Here is a 24,122-nt window from a genome sequence, read left to right on the forward strand (position 1 = left end):
GAACCGTAACCTACGGTAGTGTAACCAGCATGGCGATCTCGGATGTCAAGGAATACGCGCACCTCACCCCGGAGGATGTCGAGGCCATCGGTGCAGAGCTCGACGCCATCCGCCGCGAAATCGAATCCTCCCGGGGCGAGGCCGACGCCCGCTACATCCGACGCGTGATCCGCCTACAGCGCGCGCTCGAGATCAGCGGGCGCGGCGTGCTCTTCTTCAGCCTGTTCCCGCCCGCCTGGCTCGCGGGCGTCGCCCTGCTCGGCACGGCCAAGATCATCGAGAACATGGAGATCGGCCACAATGTCATGCACGGCCAGTGGGACTGGATGAACGATCCGGAGATCCACTCCACCTCCTGGGAATGGGACAACGCCGGCCCGGCCGAGCACTGGAAGATCACCCACAACTTCCTGCACCACAAGTACACCAATGTCCTGGGCATGGACGACGACATCGGCTACGGCCTGCTGCGCGTCACCCGCGATCAGCGGTGGACGCCGTTCTACCTGGGCCAGCCGGTGTACAACCTGCTGCTGCAGATGTTCTTCGAATACGGCGTCGCCATCCAGCATCTGGAGCTCGGCAAGGTCGCGAAGAAGAAGTGGGCCAAGGACAGCCCCGAGTGGAAGCAGTTCGACGCCGACCGCAAGCTGGTGCTGAAGAAGATCGGCAAGCAGGTCGGCAAGGACTACCTGCTCTTCCCGCTGCTCACCGGTCCCGCCTTCTTCGGCACGCTGACCGCCAACCTGGCCGCCAATGTGGTGCGCAATGTGTGGACCAATGCGGTCATCTTCTGCGGCCACTTCCCCGACGGCGCCGAGAAGTTCACCCGCAGCGATGTGGACAGCGAGACCCAGGGCGAGTGGTATCTGCGCCAGATGCTGGGCAGCGCCAATATCTCCGGCGGCAAGCTCATGCACTTCATGACCGGCAATCTGAGCCATCAGATCGAGCACCACCTGTTCCCGGATCTGCCGTCCAATCGGCTCGCCGATATCGCGGTGCGGGTGCGGGCCATGTGCGACAAGTACGACCTGCCGTACACCACCGGATCGCTGCCGGTGCAGTACGCGAAGGCGTGGCGCACCATCATGAAGCTGTCGCTGCCCAACAAGTACCTGCGCCGCAGCACCCACGACGCCCCGGAAACCAAGTCGGAGAAGGTCTTCGGCGGCGCGACCGTCATCGATCCGGCGACCGGCAAGCGCCGCGGCCTGCGCACCGCGCTGGCCCAGGGCCGCAAGAAGCTCACCCGCCGCCGCGAACCGGCGCTCGTCGGCTGACACCGCTCCGAAACGCCCCCGCCGGTCCTTCGGCGGGGGCGTTGTCGCGACCTGGTTGACTGATCCCCGTGTGTTCCGAAGGCCCGATCTCCCCAGCTGAATGTCCGAGCGTCTACGACGCCATCCGCCTGCGTCGCGACGTGCGGGCCGAGTTCACCGGGGAGCTCGTCCCCGACGACACCCTCCTGCGGATTCTCGACGCGGCGCATCGCGCGCCCAGCGTGGGGAATTCCATGCCCTGGGATTTCGTCGTGGTCCGCGACCGGGCCGTGCTGGAGAAGTTCGCGGGGCATGTCGCGGACAAGCGCCGCGAATTCCACGACTCCCTCCCGGCCGATCGTGCGGCCACCTTCGACCCCATCAAGATCGAGGGCATTACCGAGTCCGGCACCGGCATCGTGGTGACCCACGACCAGGCCCGCGGCGGCGCGCACGTGCTGGGCCGCGCGTCGGTTCCCGAAACCGGCATCTACTCAACGATTCTCGCCATCCAGAATCTGTGGCTGGCCGCCACCGCCGAGGGCATCGGCGTGGGCTGGGTGAGCTTCTACGACACTCCGTTCCTGGCCGAGCTGATCGGCGTGCCCGCGGAGGTGAAGCCGGTGGCCTGGCTCTGCGTCGGCCCGGTGGACGAATTCCAGACCGTTCCGGACCTGGAACGCTTCGGCTGGCGCACACGGCGGCCCCTGGAGGCCGCGATCCACTGGGGGACCTACAGCGCGCGCGACTGAACTCGCGAACTCACCACTGCCGGCCGACGATTCGCACGTCCTCGAGCTTGACCTCCGGATCATTGAATCCGGCCCGCCCGGTGATGCTGATGGTGCCGGTGAAGATATCGCCCTGGGTGATCGGCTCGGCCGTCGGCCGCGCGACCTCCGCCCGCGCGCCGTCGATGGTGTAGAACTCGGACGGCTCATCGGTGACGTACACCAGGGTCCAGGCGGCGGCATCGGAGTAGACCAGCCCGTGCACCCGGAACCGCTCACCGACATGGTCGCGATAGTCCTGTAGCACCAGCTTCATGTCCGGATCGGTCGGCACCGTCGTATCCGCCATGGCCACGGCGCTACCGCCGGCGCCGAGCGCGACCGCCGCCCCCACGGTGGCGATTGCCTTCTTGCCGAACATATCTCGCACCCGTCCTGATCGATTCTCCGTTACCGAAGACTTCCCGAATCACGATCACCGAAACCCCGATCCGCCCGTACGAATCGGAGCTCCGGCGGGTACGCGCGATGATCAGTGCTGCGGTGCGGTGGCGTATCCGACGCCCGCGCCGATGGCCGCGCCCGCGGCCGCACCGGCGGCGGCGCCACCGGCGGCGCCGATGGCGACCGGAATCGCTTCGCCCGCAGCGAATCCGAGAGCAGCGCCGACCGGAGCGCCAAGAGCGGCGCCACCGATGCTCACCGGAATGGAGACGATCGGAGCCCCGGCCTCGACCGGCGGCAGCGGGACCAGCACCGTGGACATTCCGACGGCCGCACCCAGTGCACCACCGGCGGCCGCGCCGATCGGAGCGCCCACGGCGGCGCCGACCACACCGGCGGGCAGCCCGACGACGCCGCCGGCCACACCGCCCGCGACGCCGCCGGTCACCGCGCCGATACCGGCGCCGATCGCGGCGTCCTGGCCCATGGTGTTCAGAGTGTCGACCGGGATACCCGTGGTGGGATCGCGCTGCACCTCGGCGGGGGCGGCGGGCTGTGGGTCGACCGTCGCGGCGGAGGCGGAGCCCGCACCCGCGAGCGTCACGGCAATGGCGACGGGAACGGCGATGACAGCGGAGTAGGCAATCTTTCGAACGGACATGACGAAACGCCAGCTTTCATTTCGACTTCTGAATCCCAATTCCGCTTTCAGACTAGGCTTGACCTGCCCAAACGCTCAAAATGAGCGCACTCAGTAAACCGCGTGATCCACGAGACAATTTCAGTCTTCCGCCAGCACGAATCCGCAGGTAGCAAACCTGTCGCACGACAGGAAGGCAATATCCGTCACATGTGATCGGAGAGTCAGACCCGCTCGAGTATGGCCGGGGCCCCGATGCCGCCGGCCGCGCAGATGCCGAGCAGGGCGGTCGATTTACCGGTGCGCGCCAGCTCGTTGGCCATGGTGGTGACCATGCGCACGCCGGTGGCGCCGAAGAGGTGGCCGAGGGAGACGGAGCCGCCGTGCACATTCAGGATGGCCGGGTCGATCTCGCCGACCGCGGTGTCGCGCTCGAGGCGGGTCTTGGCCCATTCATCGCTGGCCAGGGCCGAGACCACGGACAGGGTCTGCGCGGCGAAGGCCTCGTGGATGTCCACGAAATCGACGTCGGCCAAGGACATTCCGGCCTTTTCGAGGGCGCGGGGCATGGAGATGGCCGGCCGATCAGGACCTGATCGCGGGGTCCACGCTGACGTAGCTCCAGAACCGGAAGGCCGCGAGGGGTTCGAAGCCCAGTTCACGGGCCTTCTCCTCGCTCATGAGCAGCACCGCCGACGCGCCGTCGGTGAGCGGGCTGGCATTGCCCGCGGTGACCTCGCCGTCGAAGCGGCCGGAATCGATGGCGGCGGCCGCGCGATGATGCGACCGCGCGGCGAACCCGGCCTGCGCCGCGCGCGAAATCCCATGGATGCGAGCCATTTTCTCGGCCGACTCCCCCATGACCTCCCCCGTGGTGCGCTCCTCGATCTTGGGCCGCCGCGGCACCAGGTCATAGAACGGGCCCCACCTCCTGCGGTAGGGGCCGTTCGACGTTCATAGTTCCTGGTCTACAGGTCGCGGTACACGTCGCGCCGCCACCCGACTTTCACGACCAGTATCACCAGCACATCGTCTTGCACTTGGTAGACGACTCGGAACCGGCCGACGCGCAACCGGTAGGCGTCCACGCCGACCAGTTTCCGGATGGCGAGCCCTTCGGCGTAGGGATCATTTCCGAGGGCCGTGAGCGCGGTGAGGATTCGCATAGCGTCCTGCTGTTCCAGGGCGCGCAATTCTCGGCGTGCTGATTCATGGAACCGGAACGCGTATTTCACTGACGCGCCTCGAAAATGTCGGCGAGCACTTCGGCCATGCTCACGGTCGGCGTGCCGTCGGCGAGGCGGGCGGCGGCCTCACGCGCCAGTATTTCGTCTTCGGCGTCATCCACCGCTTCGACGACCGACAGCGGCACGAGGGCGGCGGCGGGGGTGCCGTCACGCAGGATGATCACCTGCTCACCAGCCTCGGCGGCGTCGATGTACTTCGCCAGGTTGGTACGGAGTTCGCGGGTGCTGATCTCGGTCATACCGCCAGTGTACACGCGAGTGTGTACACACCTGACGGATGCGTTACACGCTGTAACAGCAAGCGACCGGGGCCCCTGCAGCCCCGGTCGGATATGGGTGCGGTAATCCGTTCCTACGCCAGCCGGATGAGGCCGTAATCGAAGGCGTGGCGGCGGTAGACGACCGACGGTCGGTCGGTCTCCTTGTCCTGGAACAGGAAGAAATCGTGGCCGACGAGCTCCATTTGGTAGAGGGCGTCATCGACCGTCATGGGGATGGCCGGGTGGGTCTTGGTGCGCACCACATGGCCGGGACCGGCGTTCTCGTCGGCTTCCGCGGCGTGGTCGTGGGCATCGGAAGTGCCGTTCGACGAGGCGAAGAGGGCGTCGTCGATGAGACCGGCGGTGGCCTCCGAGACCGAGATCGGCGTCTTGTCCCCGTGATGCACGCGGCGGCGATCCTTCAGGCGGCGCAACCGGCTCTCCAGCTTCTCGACCGCCGACTCGAGGGCGGCGTAGAAGCTGTCCGCGCACGCTTCGGCCCGTACGACGGGCCCCTTGCCGCGGGCGGTGATTTCGATCCGCTGGCAGTTCTTGCGTTGACGACGGTTGCGTTCGTGGGTGAGTTCCACGTCGAAGAGGTAGATCGTCGGGTCGAAGCGTTCCAAGCGGGACAGCTTGTCCGCGACGTGAATTCGGAAGTGATCGGGCACTCCACCCTCACCGAGGGTTCGGCCCTTGACCACGACATCCGCGTTGGTGGCCCGAGCAGCAGTCTGCTCGTCTGACAAGTAAGCGTCGTCCAGCAGCACCGCGGTGTCTGTGTTCTTCGCTGAAGGTCGTGAAGTAGTCGTCACGCGTACCTCCCGGATCTGGCCGCACAATCCGCTCGTGCGGCGGGATTGAAACGTGTGCCGATCGAAATTCGCTCGGCACATGATGTCCGAGGCGCCACCTCCAAACGTTCGAGTTCGGGTGTCTGATCGCCACGCTAATGCGCCAGCGACCTGTCCGCCAGTGTTCACGCAAATTTCGAAGAATCAAGCGTGGCAGGTAACCAGCACGGCACGAACGGGCACCTCGGCACCGGCCAGCGCGCGCACCGACTCGCGCATGGTGGTGCCGGTGGTGAGCACGTCGTCAACCAGCACTACCTCGGCATTTGCCGCAAACCACCCGGTCGGGGGACAGTCGGGGACTACGATGATCCGCCCGCACAGATTGTGCTGGCGGTCACCGGAGTCGAGACCCACCGAATCCCGCACACCGGGCCGCATGCGCAACGTGCCGAACACTCGGCAATCGGGTAGCCAACTCGCCGCGACGGCCGCCGCCCGCACCACCGGATCCCCGCCGCGTCGCCGCGCCGCGGCCCGGCGGCTGGGCGCGGGCACCAATAGCAGCGGCCGGGCGGCGTCCCGCAAATGATCCAGCCCCCTGGCCAGGGCCAGCCCCAGCGGGACCGCCAGATCCCTGCGACGGTGCTCCTTGGCGGCCAGCACGGCCCGGCGCGGCGCGCCCCGATAGCCCGCCAGCGCCCAGCAGGGCACCCCGGGATCGGCCCGCGGGCGAATCCGGATCGGCGGACCGGAGAGCGCGCCGGCGCAGTCCGCGCACCACCCGGTTCCGCTCGCCCCGCAGCCAGCGCAGCTGCGCGGCAGGATCAGATCCAGCAGCTCCCCCATGCCTCCAGTGTGCGCGGCCGGCCGGCGCCCGACCTCCCCTTTCCCGCGAATGGCCCGAATTGCGCGCTCCGCCCGGACAAATCACCCGCCTCACCCACCTTGTCATTCCGGCGTGTTCTTGGCCGGAATCCACGCGCACGGGTGGAGGTCCCGGCCACAAGCACGCCGGGATGACGGCGGTGGACCGCATCAACCCGGCAGGACAGGCACGGCGTTGCCGCCCAGGCCCGGCACCTCGCGCCAATAGCGTTCGCCGTCTTCGGCATTGCTCGCCAGCTCGAGCACGGCGCGGGAGTCGGCGACGTACTGATGCTCCGGGGAGGCGCTGACCAGGCGGACCGGGGGCGTCAGGTTGCGGCTGGTGAGTTCGGACAGTCCGGAACCGTCGACCTGCACGGTGCGCACCGGCACCACATTGCCCTCCCGGGCGATGACGAGGGTGTCGCCGCTGAGCCAGTCCACCGACACCACCGAGGTGCTCAGGCCGGGGGCGATGGGCAGCGGCGCGGTGAGCGCGTACTTGCCGTCGGCCTGCCGCACCACCACGGCCACGTAGATCCGCCCGCCCGCGATGATGGCGGCGCGGGCCCCGGTCCGCGAGATGCGCAATTCGGTGATGGGTGTGCGCGGCGGGTCGGCCCCGGCCACCTGCGAGGTGAACAGCCCGGAGATGTCGACGTCCTCGCGCGACACATTGCCGGTGGCGCGGTCGTTGACCGCCCGGATGACCTTGTCCCCGTCCACCACCGCCCAGACCGAGCTCCCGTCGGCGGTCCAGGACGGGCGGGAGATGCTGCCGCCGGTCGCCACCGGGAATCCGGTGCCGTCGTAGGTCCCGATAATGAGCGTGCGCGCGGGTTCGGGTTCGGGCCGGCCCGAGTCGGCCACGGCGGCGACCAGATTCCCGTCCGGGGTCAGCGCCACCGATTGCAGGGTGCGGGTGGAGCCGAAGAATCCGGGCGCGGGCACGATGCCGGATTCGGCGACCTTGACCAGCGCGCCGTCGCGAATGGCGTGCAGCCCGATCTTGTTGCGGGCCAGCACCTCCGGGCTGAACTGCTCCACATCGGAGCGATTCCATCCGGTGACGGCCTTGCGCTCGTCGAGCGGTTTGCCCTCCGCATTGAGCATGTAGGGCCCGATGATCTCCGCGCCCGACAGGGTCAGCACCACCTGCGCGGCGAGCAGTTCCTTGGCCCTGGGATCCAGGTTCGCCGCCCCGGCGAAGTCGATCTGCACCCCGCCCGCGCCGATGCCGACGCCCGCGGGTTCGCCATTGGCCTTGGTCACCGGACCGCGCAGCGCCACCGGGTCGGACATGGGATTGCGCACCGCCGGGCCCAGCGCGGGCTGCGGCCCCTCGCTGAGCAGGCCGAGCAGCCGCTGGGTCAGCGTGTCCTTGCGTTCGGAGACCCACCGCAGGTCCGGAACCATGGCATTGCCGGCCGCATTGGGGAAGAACAGCGAGAACCGCTTGTACGCCTTGCCGAAGGCGCTCTGCTCCACCACGACCCCGCCGGGTAGTTCGTCGACTCGCCATTCCCCGTCCACCTTGATCATCTCGATCTTGGTTTCGAAGGTGCCCTCGGTGGCGCGATAGGAGCCGTCCGCCTCCAGCTCGCCGATCTTGCGGGCGCGCACCACATAGGTGGCGGTGGCGTCGGTGCGCGACTCGCGCAGCGTATTGGGCGTATCCACGATGGTGGTGCCTGCCGAGTCGTCCCAGCGCACATTGGCCGCCGGCGAGAGATACTGCCGCGCCGCCTGATGCCGGTTGGTGGGATCGGCGGTGGCCTGGAAGAAGTCCTGCAGCAACCGATCCGGCTCCCGCCCGGTAATGGGCGGGGCCGGGTCGGCGGAGGTCGGCTGCCGGTCCAGGGTGCCGAGCGCCTGCGGCGCGGACGAATCCGGCAGGCTGGCACACCCCGTCGGCACCAACAAGCATCCGATTACGACCAGCGCCGTTGCCAGTCGTAAGGACCGCATCCTCATGGCTTTCCGTCCCCTGGGTCGGCGAGCACGCTGTCGTCGGGAGTGTCGCTGTCCGGTGCGGGCCGTTCCCCGTTCGGTCCGGAGGCCGCGGCGTCGGGCTCGGAATCGGGTGCGGCGGTCGTGGATTCGAACTCCACGAAGGTGGCGGTCTCGGCCCCCGCACCGTCGGCGTCGGCGGGCGGGGCCTCGATGGCCGGCTGTTCGGCCACCACCGCACCGCGCACCTTGGGCGGTTCCAGGGGCAGCGGGCTGAGGCCGAGCTTGCGGCCGCGCACCAGCGGCAGGGTCAGCCGGAAGCTGGCGCCGATGCCGATCTCGCCCCAGGCCTCGAGCTTGCCCTCGTGCAGATTGGCGTCCTCGACGCTGATGGACAGGCCCAGGCCGGTGCCGCCGGAGCGGCGCATGCGGGAGGGGTCCGAGCGCCAGAACCGGTTGAAGACCAGCTTCTCCTCGCCGGGCCGCAGGCCCACGCCCTGATCGCGCACCACGATGGCGACCGCATTGGCATCGGCGTCGCCGCGCATGCGCATGAGCACCGGTTTGCCCTCGCTGTGGTCGATGGCATTGGCGAGCAGGTTGCGCAGCACCCGCTCCACGCGCCGCGGATCCACTTCCGCGACAAGGGGTTCCTCGGGCATGTCCACCACGAGCTCGACCCCGGATTCCTTGGCCAGGTGCCGCACCGTGGAGACCGCCGCCCGCGCGCACATGCGCACATCCAGCGATTCCACTTGCAGCTCGGCCACACCCGCGTCGTGCCGGCTGATTTCGAGCAGATCGTTGAGCAGGCCCTCGAACCGGTCGAGCTCGTTGACGAGCAGTTCGGCCGAGCGCGCCAGCGCGGGATCCAGATCGTCGCTGGAGCCGTGGATGAGATCGGCCGCCATGCGCACGGTCGTCAACGGCGTGCGCAGTTCGTGGCTCACATCGGAGGTGAAGCGCCGCTGCAGATTTCCGAACTCTTCGAGCTGGGTGATCTGATTCGACAGGCTCTCGGCCATCTCGTTGAACGACATGGCGAGTCGCGCCATATCGTCCTCGCCGCGCACCAGCATGCGCTCCTTGAGCCGCCCGTCGGCGAACCGGCTGGCGATGCGCGCCGCGGAACGGATGGGCAGCACCACCTGTCGCGTCACCAGCGCGGTGATGGCGGCCAGCAGCACCAGCAGCACGATGCCGCCGATGAGCATGGTGCCGCGCATGAGCCCGAGGCTGCGCTGTTCGGCGGTGAGCGGGAAGACCAGGTAGATCTCCAGCGTGGGGATGTCGGCGGCCGGGCTGCCGATGATCAGCGCGGAGCCGCGGTAGCCATTGGGATCGGAGACCGTGGCGAACTGATAGCTGACCTGCCGCTCCTGCACGAAATGCCGCAGCTCCGGCGGGATTTCCTGGATCGGCCCGGCGGTCAGCTCGGCCTGCGAATCGCCGACCATGGCCAGCGCGGAATCGTAACTGCCTGCGGCGCCGCCGGATTGGGAGCCGCCGCCCCCGGTCAGGGCGCGGCGGGCATCCTCCAGGCGAGCCAGCTGGGTACTCGAATCGTGCACGCCGGTCAGGGTGGCCTGCACGGTATTGCGGGCGCGGGTCATCTCCTCGACGGCCGCATTGATCTTCGCGTCCAGCAGACGGTCGGTGATCTGACCCGTGAGCACGACTCCGAGAATCGTGATCACGATCAGCGACAGCGTCAAAGTGGACACGACGACGCGCAACTGCAGCGAACGTCGCCAGACGTGGCCCAGTTGCTCACCTACATTGCGAAACCAGGCCACCACTACCGCCAGCAACCGCTGAACGCGGTTTCTGGAGCCAGCGATCACGGCGGTCCGGCCTTGTAGCCAACACCTCGCACGGTCAGCACGATCTCCGGGTTCTCGGGATCCTTCTCCACCTTGGCGCGCAAGCGCTGCACGTGCACATTGACCAGGCGGGTGTCGGCGGCGTGCCGGTAACCCCAGACCTGTTCGAGCAGCACCTCACGGGTGAACACCTGACGCGGCTTGCGGGCCAGCGCCACCAGCAGATCGAACTCCAAGGGAGTCAGCGAGATCTGCTGTCCGCCGCGGGTCACCTTGTGCGCCGGCACGTCGATGACGATATCCGCGATGGAGAGCAGTTCCTGCGGCTCCTCCTCGGTGCGGCGCAGGCGGGCCCGCACCCGAGCGACCAGTTCCTTCGGCTTGAACGGCTTGACGATGTAATCGTCGGCGCCGGACTCCAAACCCAGGACGACGTCGACCGTATCGGTCTTCGCCGTCAGCATCACGATGGGCACTCCCGAATCGGCTCGCAACACCCGGCACACGTCGATGCCGTTCATGCCGGGCAGCATGAGATCCAGCAAGACCAGGTCCGGGCGCAGCTCCCGGACCGCAGTCAGCGCCTGCGTGCCGTCGCCGACGACGTGGGGGTCGAAGCCCTCGCCGCGCAAGACGATCGTGAGCATCTCTGCGAGAGCCATATCGTCGTCGACGACCAGAATCTTGGGTTTCATAAGACTATGTTGTCACCTCTCCGGCTCCAATCAGGCCGCCACGCCAACACTCGTGACCTGTCGGCGCACATCCAACCCTATCCAGCAACAATTTCCGCCATCCGAACTGCGAGTGTTGCCGGATCGTCACCGCTCCGATGCACCCACCACGGTCCGTGCCAGCCGGTTTCGGCGAGTTCACGATAGACCTCACCGGTCCGCCGCTGCAGCCCACCGTCTTTCTCGTAGGCATCCAGGGCGCGCGTTTCGTCCGCTTCGCCGCGCAGCCGGGCCCGCTCCTCCGCCACATCAACCGGGACATCCAGGTAAATCTGGACATCCGGGACAGGCAGTCCGAAACGGCCGAACTCCAATTCCGCTACCCAGGCCGCGATTTCACCGGTCGCATGCTGATGCAGCCGGGCCGCGTTGTAGGCGGCGTTCGAGGCCACATAGCGGTCCAGTAGCACGATGTCGTTGTCCGCCAGCAATTTTGACAGCTCATCGCGCGCGTCGGCCCGGTCGAGCGCGAACAGCAGCGCCATGGCATTCACCGAGGCGGCCAGGTCGCCGTGCTGACCGCGCAGCGCCTCGGCGGCGAGGTCGGCGTGCACGGAACGGCCGTAGCGCGGGAAGGCCAGGGTCGCGACACGCAGTCCGCGAGCGCGCAGCACGGTCAGGACGGCCTCGGTCAGCGTGCGTTTACCCGCACCGTCGAGCCCTTCCAGCACCACCAGCGCACCCATGCCCGCGAGACTACCTGACCAGCGCGCTTGGCAAGTTACGCGCCCGATTCGCCCCGCTTGAATTTGCCTTCGGATTGCTATAGTCCCGGCCATGACCTTCTCCCACCGGAGCTCCCAGCACGTCAGAAGGACAATCGCCCTCGCCGGCGTCGCGGTTGCCGCCCTCGGTATGACCGCCTGTGGCAATAGCTCGGACGACAAGTCCTCGACCTCGTCCACCGCCACCGCCTCGGCCGATCCCAACCGCCCGTTCGACTTGCAGGCGCATCGCGGCGGGCGCGGCATGACCATCGAGGAATCGCTGCCCGGCTTCGCCAAGGCCATCGAACTCGGCGTCACCACGCTCGAACTCGACATCGTGCTGACCAAGGACAATGTCCCGATCATCTGGCACGACCCGAAGATCCAGGAGCAGAAGTGCTCCGACACCGCCCCGGCCTTCCCGGACGACCCGCAGTACCCGTATGTCGGCAAGCTCGTGCACGAGCTGACCTACGACCAGATCCACACCCTCGACTGCGGCAAGAAGCTCGACGATTTCCCTGAGGCGCAAGAGCTTCCGGGCAACAAGATCGCCCGGCTGCCGGAGCTGTTCGAACTGGTGAAGACCTATCCCGGCGCCTTCGAGGGCCTGCGCTACAACATCGAGACCAAGCTCGAGGCCGAAAACCCGGACCAGTCGGCCACACCCGAGGAATTCGTCGACGTCATCCTCGGCGCGGTCAGCGAAGCCGGAGCCACCGACAAGGTCGAGATCCAGAGCTTCGACTGGCGCAGCCTGCCCCTGGTGAAGGCCAAGAACCCCGCCATCCCCACCGTCGCGCTCTACGACGACTCCACCTTCAAGCCGAACAGCCCCTGGCTGCAACCGATCCGCTACGAGGATCACCCCGAGGATCCGCTGGGCGCGATCAAGGCTCTGGGCGCGGACATCTCGTCACCCAGCTACGTGAACCCTTGGGACAGCGACGCCAAGGTGGGCGACCCGGGCTTCAAGCTCACCACCACCAGCGAATACGTCGGCAAGGCCCACGAAATGGGCATCAAGGTGATCCCGTGGACGGTCAACAACAAGGAGACCATCGCCCTCGTCCTCGACCAGGGCGTCGACGGCATCATCACCGACTACCCCAACCGGGCGCGAGAGGTCATGGAAGAGAAGGGCTACCCCCTCCCGAAGGCCTACAACAAGTGAGTTGAGCTGCCACACATAAAGTCCGGCCCGTCACCAAGGTGACGGGCCGGACTTTTCATCAGAGGTTCGGGGGCGAAGCCCCCTGAGAGCCCCGGGAGTTGGGTCAGCTCAGTACCGGTAGTGCTCCGGCTTGTACGGGCCCTCGACGTCCACGCCGATGTACTCGGCCTGGTCCTTGGTGAGCTTGGTCAGCTCGCCGCCCAGCGCCTCGACGTGGATGCGAGCGACCTTCTCGTCCAGGTGCTTCGGGAGGCGGTACACCTCGTTGTCGTACTCGTCGGGCTTGGTCCACAGCTCGATCTGGGCGATGACCTGGTTGGAGAAGCTGTTCGACATGACGAACGACGGGTGGCCGGTGGCATTGCCCAGGTTCAGCAGGCGGCCCTCGGACAGCACGATGATGGACTTGCCGGACTTGAACGTCCACAGGTCGACCTGCGGCTTGATATTGAGCCGCTCGGCATCGGAGCGCTCCAGCGCGGCCATGTCGATCTCATTGTCGAAGTGGCCGATATTGCCCAGGATGGCCTGGTCCTTCATCGCCTTCATGTGGTCGAGGGTGATGATGTCCTTGTTGCCGGTCGCGGTGACCACGATGTCGGCGTCGCCGATGGCGGATTCCACGGTGACCACGTCGAAGCCGTCCATGAGCGCCTGCAGCGCATTGATCGGGTCGATCTCGGTGACCTGGATGCGCGCGCCCTGGCCCTTGAGCGATTCCGCGCAGCCCTTGCCGACATCGCCGTAACCGCAGATGAGCACCTTCTTGCCGCCGATGAGGACGTCGGTGCCGCGGTTGATGCCGTCGACCAGGGAGTGGCGGGTGCCGTACTTGTTGTCGAACTTGGACTTGGTGACCGAGTCGTTGACATTGATGGCCGGGAAGGTCAGCTCGCCCGCGGCCGCGAACTGGTAGAGCCGCAGCACGCCGGTGGTGGTCTCCTCGGTGACGCCCTGCACCGATTCGGCGATCTTGCCCCACTTGCCCTTGTCGGCTTCCAGGCTGGCGCGCAGCAGGTTCAGGAACACCTTGTACTCGGCCGAGTGGGTCTCGTCCTCGGGCGGAACGACGCCGGCCTTCTCGAACTGGGCGCCGCGCAGCACCAGCATGGTGGCGTCACCGCCGTCGTCGAGAATCATGTTCGCCGGCTCGCCCGGCCAGGTGAGCATCTGCTCGGCGGCCCACCAGTACTCCTCCAGGGTCTCGCCCTTCCAGGCGAACACCGGGACGCCCTTGGGCTCCTCGACGGTGCCGTGCGGGCCGACCACGATGGCCGCGGCGGCGTGATCCTGGGTGGAGAAGATATTGCAGGAGGCCCAGCGGACCTCGGCGCCGAGCGAGACCAGGGTCTCGATGAGCACGGCGGTCTGCACGGTCATGTGCAGCGACCCGGAGATGCGCGCACCCTTGAGCGGCTGCACCTCGTGGTACTCGCGCCGCAGGGCCATGAGCCCGGGCATCTCGTGCTCGGCAAGGCGAATCTCCTTGCGGCCGAACTCGGCCAGTGACAGGTCCGCCACCTTGTAATCGATCCCGTTGCGGACGTCAGGCGTCATATTGCTGGACACTGCGGTCGTCATCTGCCTCTCCTGGTCGGCTGCTTCCCTTGGAAGGCTAGTCGGTGCCGATCGGAGGCGACACAGCGAAGGGTGCGCGGCGGCGTGGCCGGATCAGGCGGCGGCCATATGCCGGGCCAGGATCCGTTCGCGCTTGCGGGGCTGAATGTTGGCCTGGCGCACATCGCCGCCGTAGTGCGCCAGCAGGCGCGGGTCCATGACGAAGCGCCACAGCGGCGGGATGAGGGCGAGCACGATCATGGTGGCGTAGCCGGCCGGGAGTTGCGGGGCCTCTTCCGAGGTGCGCAGGGTCTGGTACCGGCGTCCCGGATTGGCGTGGTGATCGCTGTGTCGCTGCAGGTGGAACATGAAGATATTGGTGACCAAGCGGTCGCTGTTCCAGCTGTCGCGGGGCGAGCAGCGGGCCCAGTTGCCATTGGGACGGCGGCGGCGCAGCAGGCCGTAATGCTCGACGTAGTTGACGGTTTCGAGGAGGGCGGCGCCGATGGCGGCTTGCAGGAACAGGTACGGGAGGATGGCGGGGCCGTAGGCGAGGACCAGGGAGCCGAACAGGACGAGAGTCATGCTCCATGCCTGCAGGATGTGATTGTGGATACTCCACCAGCGCTTCCCCTTTCGGCGCAGCCGCTCGCCTTCCAGGTGAATGGCGGAGCGGAAGCCGCCGATGACGCTGCGGGGCAGGAACTCCCAGAGGGATTCGCCCATGCGGGCGCTGGCCGGATCCTCGGGGGTGGCGACGCGGGCGTGGTGGCCGCGATTGTGCTCCACGAAGAAGTGGCCGTAGCCCGATTGCGCCAGTGCGATTTTCGACAGCCAGCGTTCCAGGCTCTCGACCCGGTGGCCGAGTTCGTGGGCGGCATTGATGCCGATGCCGCTGACGAAGCCCAGGGTGGCCGCCAGGCCCAGTTTGTCGACGACCGAGAGGTCGTCGCCGGCCCACATCCAGGCCGCGATCCACAGCCCGACCATCTGGATGGGCAGGAACAGGTAAGTGCACCACCGGTAGTACCGGTCGTTGGAGAGCAGTTCGTAGTCCTCGTCGCGAGGGTTGCTGCCGTCGTCGCCGATGACCCAGTCCAGCACCGGAATGACGATCAGCACCAGGATCGGCCCGATCCACCAGAAGACCTCGGAGCCGGTCCGCAGGACCAGCTGCGAGGGCAACAGCGCAGCCCCCGGGGCGATGAGCCCCAACACCCACAGGTGGCGTTTCGGGTCCGGCGAACCCGACCGTTTGCCAACCATTTGCACGTTCGCCCCGCTAATTAGATACCTCAGAACTTCGAAGCTAGATATATACAAACCCTAGGCTTGTTACGACACCGTTCGTCGCTCGAGGGTGGCAACTGTTACATCATCGGTAGGACCTGCTCGGGCAACCGACCATGTGACCCGCGTCACCGCACCTCACGGGCAAACGACTGGTGAATCCAAGCTCAGTGCAACCACATATAGCGAACCTGTGGCCGACCCGTGCGACCGTAGTCGGTCCGGCGATCCACCACGCCGTCTTCGGCGAGACGTTCCAGGTATCGCCACGCGGTAACCCGCGAAACGCCGACGACTCGCCCGACTTCGCCGGCGGACAGCCCTGCGGCGGCCGATCGCACGGCGCGCGAGACCTCCTCCATCGTCTGCGGCGCAATGCCTTTCGGGGTGCTCGCCCGCTGCTCGGGGGTGCGCAACGCGCCGAAGGCGCGGTCGATGTCCTGCTGCGAGACCGCCGCCTCGCCCGCCGGCAGGGCCGCGCGGTATTCGAGATAGCGCTCGAGCTTCTCCCGGAATGCCGAAAACGTGAACGGCTTCAGCAGATACAGCACCACGCCGTGTGCGACGGCGGCGCGCACCATGGCCAGATCGCGCGCGGAGGTCACCGCGATGACATCGGGGCGCGGCCGCAATCCCGCCAGCGCCGCTGCGACCGCAAGACCGCTCATATCCGGTAAACCGATGTCCATCAACACCAGATCGACGGGCTCGCCGGATTCCTGTGACCTTTTCGCCGCCGCGATGGCCTCGCGGCCGGTGTGCACGACGGCCCGCACGTCGAAACCGCTCAGCCGGTTGAGATAGGAGCGATGCGCCTCGGCGATGAGCGGCTCGTCCTCCACGATCAGGACGCGGATCATGCCGGACCCACCCCGCGTCGCGGAAACCGCACCAGCACCGCCGATTCCGGCTCGCGCTGCGCCCGCAGTTCGCCGCCGTGCCGCGCCACCAGCCGCCGCACCAGCGCCAGTCCCAGCCCGTGGTGGTCGGTCTTGGTGGAGTAGCCGCGCTCGGTGGCCTGCTCGAATACTTCCTCGGACATGCCCGGGCCGCTGTCGGCCACCTTCACGTACAGGTCCTGATCCTCCCGTCGCACAGTCACTTCCACCCAGGCATCCTCGTCGTGGCCGACGGCCTCGAGCGCATTGTCGATGAGATTGCCCAGCAGCGTCACCATTTCGTGCGCGGTCAGCGGATCGGTGGAATCCAGCAGGGTGTCGCCGGTGACGGTCAGCTCCACACCGTATTCGGCGGCCTGCTCCACCTTGCCCAGCAGCAGCGCCACCACCGCGGGCTCGGCCACCGCGCCGGTGAGCCGGTCGATGAGGGCCTGGGACAGTTCGAGTTCCGCGGTCGCGAAGTTCACCGCCTCCTTGGCGCGGCCCAGCTCCACCATGGTGACCACGGTGTGCAGGCGATTGGCGGCCTCGTGCGCCTGGGCGCGCAGCGATTCCGCGAAGCCGCGCACCGAATCCAATTCGCCCAGCACATCCCGTAATTCGGTGTGATCGCGCAGGGTGAGCACGGTGCCGATATGGCGGCCGTCGTGCTCGACCAGGTCCTGGTTCACCACCAGGACCCGATCGGAGGTCACGTGCATCTCGTCGCGCACCACCCCGGTTCCCAAGCGCTGCAGGGAAACCGGCAGATCGGCGCGGGTCACCCGGCCGTCGGGCAGTTCGAGCAGCAGCCGGGCCTGATCGTTGACGACCTCGGCCCGCTCGCCGGTCTTGTCGAAGACGATCAATCCCTCGTGCACCGAGTGCAGCACGGCGTCGTGGTGCTCGTACAGGGCTTGCAGTTCCCGCGCTCCCAGCCCGTGCGTCTGCCGGAGCAGCCTGCGGCGCAACAGGAACGAGGCCAGCGTCAGCAGCGCCAGCCCGGCGGCGGCGATGGTCAGGATGCTGGGCAGCTGATCGCGCACCTGATCGCCGATGTGCGCGCGGGTCACCCCCACCGACACCAGCGCGATGATCTCGCCCGCCTCGTCGCGCACGGGCGTGACCGCGCGAATGGAGGGACCCAGTGTCCCGGTGAAGGTTTCGGTGAAGGTCTCCCCCGCCAGCGCGCGATCGATGGTGCCGCTGAACGGATGTCCGATGCGCGAGGGATCGGTGTGGGTGTAGCGGGTCCGGTCCGGCGCCATGACGACGATGAAGTCGACCTCGGCGGCCTTGCGGGTGCGCTCGGTCACCGGCTGCAACTGCCCCGTCGGATCCGGGCCCCGCACCGCCGCGATGGTGAACGGCGATGCGGCCACGGTCACCGCGATATCGGTGACCTGCACCCGGGTGGCGTCGTCCTGCGCCCGCCGCGCCTGCACCACCGCCAGCGCGGTGCCCGCGGCGATGACCGCCGCCAGCACCACCAGCTGGACCACGAACACCTGCCCGGCCAGCGTGCGGCGGGCCCGCGTTCTTCGACCTATCACTTCGCCTCCGTGCACGACCGTTTCCGAACCGTTCCTCTCTGTGAACAAAACTTACGAAACAGTGACCTGCATCACTGGGCAAACCATCATTCTTCACAACCACGTGAGCGGGCTCACGGCAGGCAGTACCCGGAGGCAATTCCCTGATGAGTGATACGACGACAGCTGAGCGGCACGACGAGCCCGCGCAACCTACCCCGAAGAAGCGCGACCGCACGCACTGGCTCTACCTGGCGGTCATCGTCGCGGTGCTGGCGGGCATCCTGGCCGGCTGGCTCGCACCCGGCTTCGGCAAGCAGGTGGGCGAACTCGGCACCCTGTTCGTGAACCTGATCAAGATGATGATCTCGCCGGTCATCTTCTGCACCATCGTGCTCGGCATCGGCTCGGTGCGCGCGGCCGCCAGCGTCGGCAAGGTCGGCGGCATGGCCATCGCCTACTTCCTGGCCATGTCCACCGCGGCGCTGGGCATCGGCCTGGTGGTCGGCAATATCATTCAGCCCGGCACCGGACTGGATGTGGCCGGGCACGCCAAGGACGCCGCCAAGTACGTGAAGGACGCCGAGGGCGCGGGCGGCACCTGGGACTTCATCAAGGAGATCGTCCCCACCACGCTGTTCTCCTCGCTGACCGCCGGCAAGGTGCTGCAGACCCTGTTCGTGGCCCTGCTGATCGGCTTCGCCATCCAGGCCATGGGCAAGACCGGCGAGCCGCTGCTGCGCGGTATCGCGCTGCTGCAGAAGCTGGTGTTCCGCGTGCTCACCATGATCCTGTGGCTGGCCCCCATCGGCGCCTTCGGCGCCATCGCGAATGTGGTGGCCCGCACCGGACTCGACGCGGTGAAGCAGCTGGCCCTGCTGATGGTGGCCTTCTATCTCACCTGCATCGTGTTCGTCTTCGGCATTCTCGGCGTGCTGCTGCGCGCGGTCTCGGGCGTCTCGATCTTCAAGCTGTGCCGCTACCTGGCCCGCGAATACCTGCTCATCGTCGCCACCTCGTCCTCGGAATCGGCGCTGCCCCGCCTGATCGCCAAGATGGAGCACGTGGGCGTGGAGCGCACCACCGTGGGCGTGGTCGTCCCGACCGGCTATTCGTTCAACCTGGACGGCACCGCCATCTACCTGACCATGGCGACCCTGTTCGTGGCCGATGCCATGGGCAACCCCCTGACCCTGGCCGAGCAGTTCAGCCTCCTGCTGTTCATGATCCTGGCCTCCAAGGGCGCGGCCGGCGTCACCGGCGCCGGATTGGCCACCCTCGCGGGCGGCTTGCAGAGCCATCGCCCCGACCTGCTCGACGGCGTCGGCCTGATCGTGGGCATCGACCGCTTCATGTCCGAAGCCCGCGCCCTCACCAACTTCTCCGGTAATGCCGTCGCCACCCTGCTGATCGGCACCTGGACCAAGACCATCGACCCGACCCGGGTCCGCGCCGTACTCGACAAGGAGATCCCCTTCGACGAGACGACCATGGTCGACGACCACCCAGTCGAATCCCCTGCCATCGACAAGGGGGAGAAGAACTTGGTTTCGGCTTAACCCACCCCCGGGCCGGGACCATACGACCGCCGCCGCGCAACCCCTTTGCGCGGCGGCGGTTTCCATCTGCTCGGTGAGCTCGATGTGAAACACCATCGACCGGGAACTGGTGGCGGACCCTTCTCGACGAATGCCGCCACCAGTTCCCGGTGATCGCATGACCAGCTGGGCGCGGGTGTCGCCCACGGGTCGGCTGGCTGAGCGGAAGAGCCTGTAGGGCATAGAAGTCGGGTCGGTCATCTACGTGACCGGCCGGGAGCACGATGCGCAGGAGGGAGATGTGCCACGAATGCCCGGCGAAGCCGAAGCCTATGGCGGCGGCGCCGACGATAAGCACACCCACGGCCAGCCAGAAGCTGGGACGGTGCATCGGTCTCGGTGTAGTGGTCACGTACCGTGAATCGAGCCACTGGCCTGCGTTGTCACTGCCCGGCGGAGAGTCGGGCCGGTCTCGACAGTGACCGGCCCGATTGTCGTCGTCAGACGGTGACGTCGAGCCCCAGCGTGGCCACGATGGCGTTGCCGAGTTGTTCGCCCTTGACCGCGAAGTGCCGCCCGAAGTACGTCAGGTGCTCCTCGTGCTCGTGGAAGTGGTGCGGGGTCAGCACCGCCGAGAAGACGGGCACATCGGTGTCGAGCTGGACGCGCATGAGCGCGTCCACGACGGTCGCCGCCACGAAATCGTGCCGGTAGATGCCGCCGTCGACCACCAGGGCGCAGCCGGCGATGGCGGCGTACTCGCCACTGGCGGCCAGGCGCTTGGCGCGCAGCGGGATTTCGAAGGCGCCGGGGACCTCGATGACATCGACGTCCCGATAGCCGTTGTCGGCGAGGGTGATCCGGCAGGCTTGTACCGCCTGGTCGACGATGTCGGCGTGCCAGCGGGCGGCGATGATGGCGATTCGATTGGGTGACATGAGATCTTCTCCTGTTCGCTATGTCACCCAGGGCATGGCGACGCGAACAGGACCGGCCGCGAACGACCGGACTGCACCGTGTCGCGTTCTCTTTCATCCGGACTGTGACCGTCGGCTCCGGAATCACACCGGGATCTGCTCGACCCGCACATCCGTGGATGTGCGGCGCTCGCGGGCTCGTGCGCTCCGGATCGGTCCGGACGCCATTACCGCCGGTGGGGAATTCCACCCCGCCCTGAGAACGTGTACAGAGCGGACTCTAACACGGGCACGGCGGGGTGGAATCTCTGCCGGATCTCAGAACAGCTGCACGTCGGCATCGGCGGGCAGCGCGTCCAGCGGCCACCAGCGCAGGTCGTCGGATTCCGAACTGCGGACGGGGACAGCCCCTTTCGGAGCCTTGATCTTGAAGAGCAGATCCAGGTGGCGGGTGGGTACGCCGAGCGAGCAGGTAATGGGGTGCGCCTGAGCGCCGTAGAGGCCCGGTTCGAGAACCAAGCCGTCGATGCCGGATTCCTCGGTGGCCTCGCGGAAGGCCGCCGCGGCGACCGTGTCATCGAATTCCTCGCAGTGCCCGCCCAATTGGATCCAGCGGCCCACGCGCGGGTGCAGGGTCAGCAGCACCTCGCGCTCGTCGTGGGAGAGCACGATGGCCGAGGCGGTGATGTGCCCGGGCGCGTGCTCGCGCAGGCAGCCGCGCGGGGCGGAGCCCAGGAAGGCCAGCATGGCCTCGCGCAGGGACTGCTCCGGACCCGTTGCCGGGGACCAGGTTTCGAGCAGTTCGGTGGCGGATTTGTGCAACGATTCGGCGCTCACAGCTCCACCAGCCCAATGCCCGATTCGCGAATCTCGCGCGGTGCGAGTTCCTCGGTCGGGTAGCCGATGGCAATGGCTCCCAATGGCGTCCAGTCTGCTTCCAGGCCGAGGACGTCACGCGTCACCTCGGGCGCGAAGATGGTGGAGCCGATCCAGCAGCTGCCCACGCCCTTGACCGCCAGCGAGACCAGCAGCCCCTGCACCGCCGCGCCGACGGCCACGGTGAACATGGTGCGCTCGGCCGCGCGGCGGCGCTCGTCCGGATAGTCGTGCGCGCCATCGGGAACGCAGAACGGGATGATCACCTCGGGGGCGTCGAAGAGGATGCGGCCGCGCGCCACCCGCCGTTCCACGCTCTCCGGGGTGCGGCCGTCGCCGGAGAGATCCGCGCGCCACTTCTCCGCCATGGCCTCCAGCAGCTGATCGCGCAGCCCGCGCTTGCGCAGCCAGACGAAGCGCACCGGGCGGGTGTGGTGCGGGGCCGGCGCGGTGAGCGCGGCCCCGACCGCGGCGCGAATGATGCCGGGTTCGACGGGGGTGTCGGCGAATTGGCGCACCGACCGCCGCATCAGGACCGCCTGATTGCGGCCCAGCTCGATGGATTCCTCGGTGCCCAGCCAGAACAGGTCGTCCACGCCCCGGCGCGGGATATCGGCGGCGGTGGAGCCGTCGTCGTCGTACTCCAGCCCGCGCACCACCGCGATCGGGACGCCGCCCAGCTTGCCCTTCACCAGGTCCGCGGCGGCGGCCAGCTCGTCGGCGATGGCGACCAGGGTGACGTGCAGTTCATTGCCCTGTCCGTCGACCGCGCCCGCGTAGTCGTGCAGCACCCGCAGCCCGGCCGAGCCGATGGCGGCGTCGATCTGCCCGGCCCGCCAGGCGCGGCCCATGGTGTCGGTGACGACCACGGCCACCCGCACCCCGAGCCGTTCGGCCAGGGCGGCGCGCAGCGCCTTGGCGCTGGCGTCCGGATCGACCGGCAGCAGCACCAGTTCGCCCTTGTCCACATTGGACCCGTCCACGCCCGAGGCGGCCTGGACGATGCCGAGCCGGTTCTCGGTGATGAGGGTGCGGTTCTTGCGGGCCAGCACCCGCACCGCCTCCTGCGCCACCAGTTCCCGGCGCGCGGCGTCGCGCTCGTCCGGGTCGACGGGGGCGTGCACGATGCGGCCCTCGACCTTGGAGACGATCTTGCTGGTCACCACCAGCACATCGCCGTCCTGCAGCCAAGGCGCCTGTGCCGCAATGTGTTCGGCGAGGTCGTCGCCCGGCCGGAACTCGGGCAGGCCGAGGATGGGCAGAATGCGCAATTCGCCGCCCGCGGCATGATCGCCCAGCGGGCTCGATTCTGTGGTCACGCGTCCCTCCCGCGATGAAGTGTTGTAGCGCTTATGGTTTCACGCCCGCGATGTCGAGGGCTTCCCGAACCATCTCGGCGGTGGCGGCGGGATCGCTCATGAGCAGCGGGACGCTGCGCACCTCGACGCCGGGCACGTCGGCGGTATCCGTGCTGTGCACAAGCCAACCGTCCAGGATGCCGGTAGCCGAGCGCGCGCCGTAGTAGTTGCCGACGGCCTCCGCGGTGGTCTCCACCCCGATCACGGACAGGCATTCATCGGCCATGCCGCGCAACGGCTTTCCGCCGATGACCGGAGACAGGCCGATCACCTTGGCGCCGGAGGTGCGCAGCGCGCCCCGGATTCCGGGCACGGACAGGATCGCGCCGATGCTCACGACCGGGTTCGACGGGGCCAGCAGGACCACGTCGGATGAATCTATGATTTCCGTCACACCTGGCGCCGGTTTTGCAGCATCCGCCCCAATAGTCACGAATCCATGGGTCTCGACGTTCGCCCGGTACCGGACCCACCACTCCTGGAAATGGATCGCGCGGCGTTCGCCAGGGTTCTCCGGGTCTCCGATAACGACATGTGTTTCACATCTGTCGTCGGTTGCCGGAAGCAGTTTCACACCGGGTTGCCAGCGGTTGCAGAGCGCCTCGGTGACCGCGGAGAGCGGGTATCCCTGACGCAACATTTCACTGCGGATGAGATGCGTGGCGATATCGCGATCACCCAGTCCGAACCAATCGGGCTGAGCCTTGTATTTCGCCAGCTCCTCCTTGGCGTTCCAGGTCTCGTTCGCATGGCCCCAGCCGCGTTCGGTGTCGATGCCGCCGCCCAGCGTGTACATGCAGGTGTCCAGGTCAGGGCAGATGCGCAGGCCGTGCATCCAGACGTCGTCGCCCACGTTCACGATGGCCGTCACGTCCGCGCCGGGGACCAGTTCGCGCACGCCCTGCAGGAACCGCGCGCCGCCGACTCCACCGACCAGTACCGCGATCCGCAGTCCGGTGCCGGGCGCGGTCTCCGCTTGTTCTCGAGTCACATCCGCACAGCCTATGCGTTGCGAGCGCGCAAACTTTCAACAGTCCATTTGCTGACAATTTGCTGTTTGATCTGCGGGAACCCCGTCGAAGAGGGTCCGAGATGGTAACGGAATAGCTTCGGCAGCTTGACCATCACCGCGCCCGGCGTGTCTAATCACAGGCATGTCATTCCGGGTCCGCGCGAGAGCTCAAGGCGCGGACGGCTTTTCGAACACGCGTTCGCATCATCGGAGTGGCGAACAGCTCGGGGATGGCCGCGGGACTACGCCGCGGTGTTGGGCCGTCGGTGGGATCGGTTCCGGCGGAAAAATCATTCTGCGCTAACACACAGTGAGGAGGCGGAGCGATGGCCGATGAGCTGGCCCCGTCAGGCATTCCGGGCGGTGTATCGCAATCCGAGTCCACAACTGGCGCAGCACCTGGCTTCTGCGCCGACGGATGGAACGGAAACGAGGGGGGTGAACCGATGACGACGCGGCAGGGGGGCGGCCAATGGGCACGCGCTCAGTACCAGCCCGAACCCCCGCGCCTGAGTCTGATCGTCACCGGGG

General features: G+C 67.5%; 22 protein-coding genes, 1 pseudogene and 1 riboswitch. Of the genes and pseudogenes, 4 read left to right on the forward strand and 19 right to left on the reverse strand.

The window, feature by feature from the left end; all coding sequences use genetic code 11:
• Positions 1 to 29: 29 nt before the first annotated feature.
• Together ACFVIV_RS26375 and bluB are read left to right on the forward strand one after the other, a co-directional pair.
• Positions 30 to 1,283: a fatty acid desaturase family protein gene (locus ACFVIV_RS26375; protein ID WP_379200705.1), complete on the forward strand. Its 1,254-nt coding sequence runs from the start codon at positions 30 to 32 to the stop codon at positions 1,281 to 1,283.
• Between the two features lie 68 nt (positions 1,284 to 1,351).
• Entirely contained in the window at positions 1,352 to 2,014 is a 663-nt protein-coding gene (bluB, locus tag ACFVIV_RS26380; protein ID WP_379200707.1) for a 5,6-dimethylbenzimidazole synthase, read from the forward strand.
• Positions 2,015 to 2,024: 10 nt separating this feature from the next.
• Here bluB and ACFVIV_RS26385 read toward each other — a convergent pair whose 3' ends face one another.
• From ACFVIV_RS26385 to ACFVIV_RS26435, 11 genes and pseudogenes are all read right to left on the reverse strand, one after another.
• Complete coding sequence (locus ACFVIV_RS26385; protein ID WP_379200709.1) at positions 2,025 to 2,414, reverse strand: hypothetical protein; 390 nt, start codon at positions 2,412 to 2,414, stop codon at positions 2,025 to 2,027.
• 111 nt (positions 2,415 to 2,525) lie between these two features.
• A complete protein-coding gene (locus tag ACFVIV_RS26390) occupies positions 2,526 to 3,098 on the reverse strand; it encodes a hypothetical protein (RefSeq protein ID WP_379200711.1) in 573 nt (190 codons plus the stop codon).
• Between the two features lie 203 nt (positions 3,099 to 3,301).
• A pseudogene (locus ACFVIV_RS26395) lies at positions 3,302 to 3,998 on the reverse strand (acetyl-CoA C-acyltransferase); the annotation flags it as partial.
• A gap of 47 nt (positions 3,999 to 4,045) precedes the next feature.
• Positions 4,046 to 4,312, reverse strand: coding sequence for a type II toxin-antitoxin system RelE/ParE family toxin (locus ACFVIV_RS26400; RefSeq protein ID WP_379200713.1), 267 nt, complete (start codon positions 4,310 to 4,312; stop codon positions 4,046 to 4,048).
• The gene (locus ACFVIV_RS26405) at positions 4,309 to 4,563 is read right to left on the reverse strand and encodes a type II toxin-antitoxin system Phd/YefM family antitoxin (RefSeq protein WP_379200715.1); all 255 of its coding nucleotides are present in this window, start codon (positions 4,561 to 4,563) and stop codon (positions 4,309 to 4,311) included. Before ACFVIV_RS26405 ends, ACFVIV_RS26400 begins: the two co-directional genes overlap by 4 nt.
• A gap of 113 nt (positions 4,564 to 4,676) precedes the next feature.
• Positions 4,677 to 5,333, reverse strand: a complete 657-nt coding sequence (gene hpf, locus ACFVIV_RS26410; RefSeq protein ID WP_379200717.1) for a ribosome hibernation-promoting factor, HPF/YfiA family — start codon at positions 5,331 to 5,333, stop codon at positions 4,677 to 4,679.
• 249 nt (positions 5,334 to 5,582) lie between these two features.
• Entirely contained in the window at positions 5,583 to 6,227 is a 645-nt protein-coding gene (locus ACFVIV_RS26415) for a ComF family protein (protein WP_379200719.1), read from the reverse strand.
• A gap of 189 nt (positions 6,228 to 6,416) precedes the next feature.
• Complete coding sequence (gene lpqB / locus ACFVIV_RS26420; protein WP_379200721.1) at positions 6,417 to 8,219, reverse strand: MtrAB system accessory lipoprotein LpqB; 1,803 nt, start codon at positions 8,217 to 8,219, stop codon at positions 6,417 to 6,419.
• Complete coding sequence (mtrB, locus tag ACFVIV_RS26425; RefSeq protein ID WP_379200723.1) at positions 8,216 to 10,039, reverse strand: MtrAB system histidine kinase MtrB; 1,824 nt, start codon at positions 10,037 to 10,039, stop codon at positions 8,216 to 8,218. The genes lpqB and mtrB overlap by 4 nt, the downstream gene beginning before the upstream one ends.
• Positions 10,036 to 10,713, reverse strand: a complete 678-nt coding sequence (gene mtrA, locus ACFVIV_RS26430) for an MtrAB system response regulator MtrA (RefSeq protein WP_029931579.1) — start codon at positions 10,711 to 10,713, stop codon at positions 10,036 to 10,038. The genes mtrB and mtrA overlap by 4 nt, the downstream gene beginning before the upstream one ends.
• Positions 10,714 to 10,790: 77 nt before the next feature.
• Complete coding sequence (locus tag ACFVIV_RS26435; RefSeq protein ID WP_379200725.1) at positions 10,791 to 11,438, reverse strand: dTMP kinase; 648 nt, start codon at positions 11,436 to 11,438, stop codon at positions 10,791 to 10,793.
• 91 nt (positions 11,439 to 11,529) lie between these two features.
• On the opposite strand from ACFVIV_RS26435, the gene ACFVIV_RS26440 reads away from it, so the two are divergent.
• The gene (locus tag ACFVIV_RS26440; RefSeq protein ID WP_379200727.1) at positions 11,530 to 12,633 is read left to right on the forward strand and encodes a glycerophosphodiester phosphodiesterase; all 1,104 of its coding nucleotides are present in this window, start codon (positions 11,530 to 11,532) and stop codon (positions 12,631 to 12,633) included.
• A 108-nt stretch (positions 12,634 to 12,741) separates the two neighbouring features.
• Here ACFVIV_RS26440 and ahcY read toward each other — a convergent pair whose 3' ends face one another.
• The 4 genes from ahcY to ACFVIV_RS26460 all read right to left on the reverse strand — a co-directional run bounded on the left by ahcY (position 12,742) and on the right by ACFVIV_RS26460 (position 17,911).
• The gene (ahcY, locus tag ACFVIV_RS26445; RefSeq protein WP_379200728.1) at positions 12,742 to 14,214 is read right to left on the reverse strand and encodes an adenosylhomocysteinase; all 1,473 of its coding nucleotides are present in this window, start codon (positions 14,212 to 14,214) and stop codon (positions 12,742 to 12,744) included.
• 90 nt (positions 14,215 to 14,304) lie between these two features.
• Positions 14,305 to 15,456: an alkane 1-monooxygenase gene (locus tag ACFVIV_RS26450; RefSeq protein ID WP_379200730.1), complete on the reverse strand. Its 1,152-nt coding sequence runs from the start codon at positions 15,454 to 15,456 to the stop codon at positions 14,305 to 14,307.
• Positions 15,457 to 15,647: 191 nt separating this feature from the next.
• Positions 15,648 to 16,340: a response regulator gene (locus tag ACFVIV_RS26455; RefSeq protein WP_379200732.1), complete on the reverse strand. Its 693-nt coding sequence runs from the start codon at positions 16,338 to 16,340 to the stop codon at positions 15,648 to 15,650.
• Positions 16,337 to 17,911: an ATP-binding protein gene (locus ACFVIV_RS26460; protein ID WP_379200734.1), complete on the reverse strand. Its 1,575-nt coding sequence runs from the start codon at positions 17,909 to 17,911 to the stop codon at positions 16,337 to 16,339. Before ACFVIV_RS26460 ends, ACFVIV_RS26455 begins: the two co-directional genes overlap by 4 nt.
• A gap of 146 nt (positions 17,912 to 18,057) precedes the next feature.
• Between ACFVIV_RS26460 and ACFVIV_RS26465 the strand changes: the two genes are divergently transcribed.
• Positions 18,058 to 19,449 (forward strand): cation:dicarboxylate symporter family transporter, encoded by a 1,392-nt coding sequence (locus tag ACFVIV_RS26465; RefSeq protein ID WP_379200736.1) that lies wholly within the window; start codon positions 18,058 to 18,060, stop codon positions 19,447 to 19,449.
• Positions 19,450 to 19,928: 479 nt separating this feature from the next.
• On the opposite strand, the gene ACFVIV_RS26470 is transcribed toward ACFVIV_RS26465, so the two are convergent.
• From ACFVIV_RS26470 to cofD, 4 genes are all read right to left on the reverse strand, one after another.
• The gene (locus ACFVIV_RS26470) at positions 19,929 to 20,366 is read right to left on the reverse strand and encodes a 6,7-dimethyl-8-ribityllumazine synthase (protein WP_379200738.1); all 438 of its coding nucleotides are present in this window, start codon (positions 20,364 to 20,366) and stop codon (positions 19,929 to 19,931) included.
• Positions 20,367 to 20,447: 81 nt separating this feature from the next.
• Positions 20,448 to 20,613: riboswitch (FMN riboswitch) on the reverse strand.
• 50 nt (positions 20,614 to 20,663) lie between these two features.
• Positions 20,664 to 21,182 (reverse strand): NUDIX hydrolase, encoded by a 519-nt coding sequence (locus tag ACFVIV_RS26475; RefSeq protein ID WP_379200739.1) that lies wholly within the window; start codon positions 21,180 to 21,182, stop codon positions 20,664 to 20,666.
• Positions 21,179 to 22,540: a coenzyme F420-0:L-glutamate ligase gene (locus ACFVIV_RS26480; RefSeq protein ID WP_379200741.1), complete on the reverse strand. Its 1,362-nt coding sequence runs from the start codon at positions 22,538 to 22,540 to the stop codon at positions 21,179 to 21,181. The genes ACFVIV_RS26475 and ACFVIV_RS26480 overlap by 4 nt, the downstream gene beginning before the upstream one ends.
• Before the next feature lie 31 nt (positions 22,541 to 22,571).
• Complete coding sequence (cofD, locus tag ACFVIV_RS26485; RefSeq protein ID WP_379200808.1) at positions 22,572 to 23,531, reverse strand: 2-phospho-L-lactate transferase; 960 nt, start codon at positions 23,529 to 23,531, stop codon at positions 22,572 to 22,574.
• Positions 23,532 to 24,122 lie beyond the last annotated feature (591 nt).

This window comes from Nocardia sp. NPDC127526 (assembly GCF_042672265.1).
In the GTDB taxonomy this organism is placed as follows: Bacteria; Actinomycetota; Actinomycetes; order Mycobacteriales; family Mycobacteriaceae; genus Nocardia.

Excerpts from the sequence above, each read along its gene's own strand:
- ACFVIV_RS26375 (WP_379200705.1), top strand. The coding sequence starts at position 30 with ATGGCGATCTCGGATGTCAAGGAATACGCGCACCTCACCCCGGAGGAT.
- ACFVIV_RS26385 (WP_379200709.1), bottom strand. The coding sequence starts at position 2,414 with ATGTTCGGCAAGAAGGCAATCGCCACCGTGGGGGCGGCGGTCGCGCTC.
- ACFVIV_RS26390 (WP_379200711.1), bottom strand. The coding sequence starts at position 3,098 with ATGTCCGTTCGAAAGATTGCCTACTCCGCTGTCATCGCCGTTCCCGTC.
- ACFVIV_RS26405 (WP_379200715.1), bottom strand. The coding sequence starts at position 4,563 with ATGACCGAGATCAGCACCCGCGAACTCCGTACCAACCTGGCGAAGTAC.
- ACFVIV_RS26415 (WP_379200719.1), bottom strand. The coding sequence starts at position 6,227 with ATGGGGGAGCTGCTGGATCTGATCCTGCCGCGCAGCTGCGCTGGCTGC.
- lpqB (WP_379200721.1), bottom strand. The coding sequence starts at position 8,219 with ATGAGGATGCGGTCCTTACGACTGGCAACGGCGCTGGTCGTAATCGGA.
- mtrA (WP_029931579.1), bottom strand. The coding sequence starts at position 10,713 with ATGAAACCCAAGATTCTGGTCGTCGACGACGATATGGCTCTCGCAGAG.
- ACFVIV_RS26435 (WP_379200725.1), bottom strand. The coding sequence starts at position 11,438 with ATGGGTGCGCTGGTGGTGCTGGAAGGGCTCGACGGTGCGGGTAAACGC.
- ACFVIV_RS26440 (WP_379200727.1), top strand. The coding sequence starts at position 11,530 with ATGACCTTCTCCCACCGGAGCTCCCAGCACGTCAGAAGGACAATCGCC.
- ahcY (WP_379200728.1), bottom strand. The coding sequence starts at position 14,214 with ATGACGACCGCAGTGTCCAGCAATATGACGCCTGACGTCCGCAACGGG.
- ACFVIV_RS26450 (WP_379200730.1), bottom strand. The coding sequence starts at position 15,456 with ATGGTTGGCAAACGGTCGGGTTCGCCGGACCCGAAACGCCACCTGTGG.
- ACFVIV_RS26455 (WP_379200732.1), bottom strand. The coding sequence starts at position 16,340 with ATGATCCGCGTCCTGATCGTGGAGGACGAGCCGCTCATCGCCGAGGCG.
- ACFVIV_RS26465 (WP_379200736.1), top strand. The coding sequence starts at position 18,058 with ATGAGTGATACGACGACAGCTGAGCGGCACGACGAGCCCGCGCAACCT.
- ACFVIV_RS26470 (WP_379200738.1), bottom strand. The coding sequence starts at position 20,366 with ATGTCACCCAATCGAATCGCCATCATCGCCGCCCGCTGGCACGCCGAC.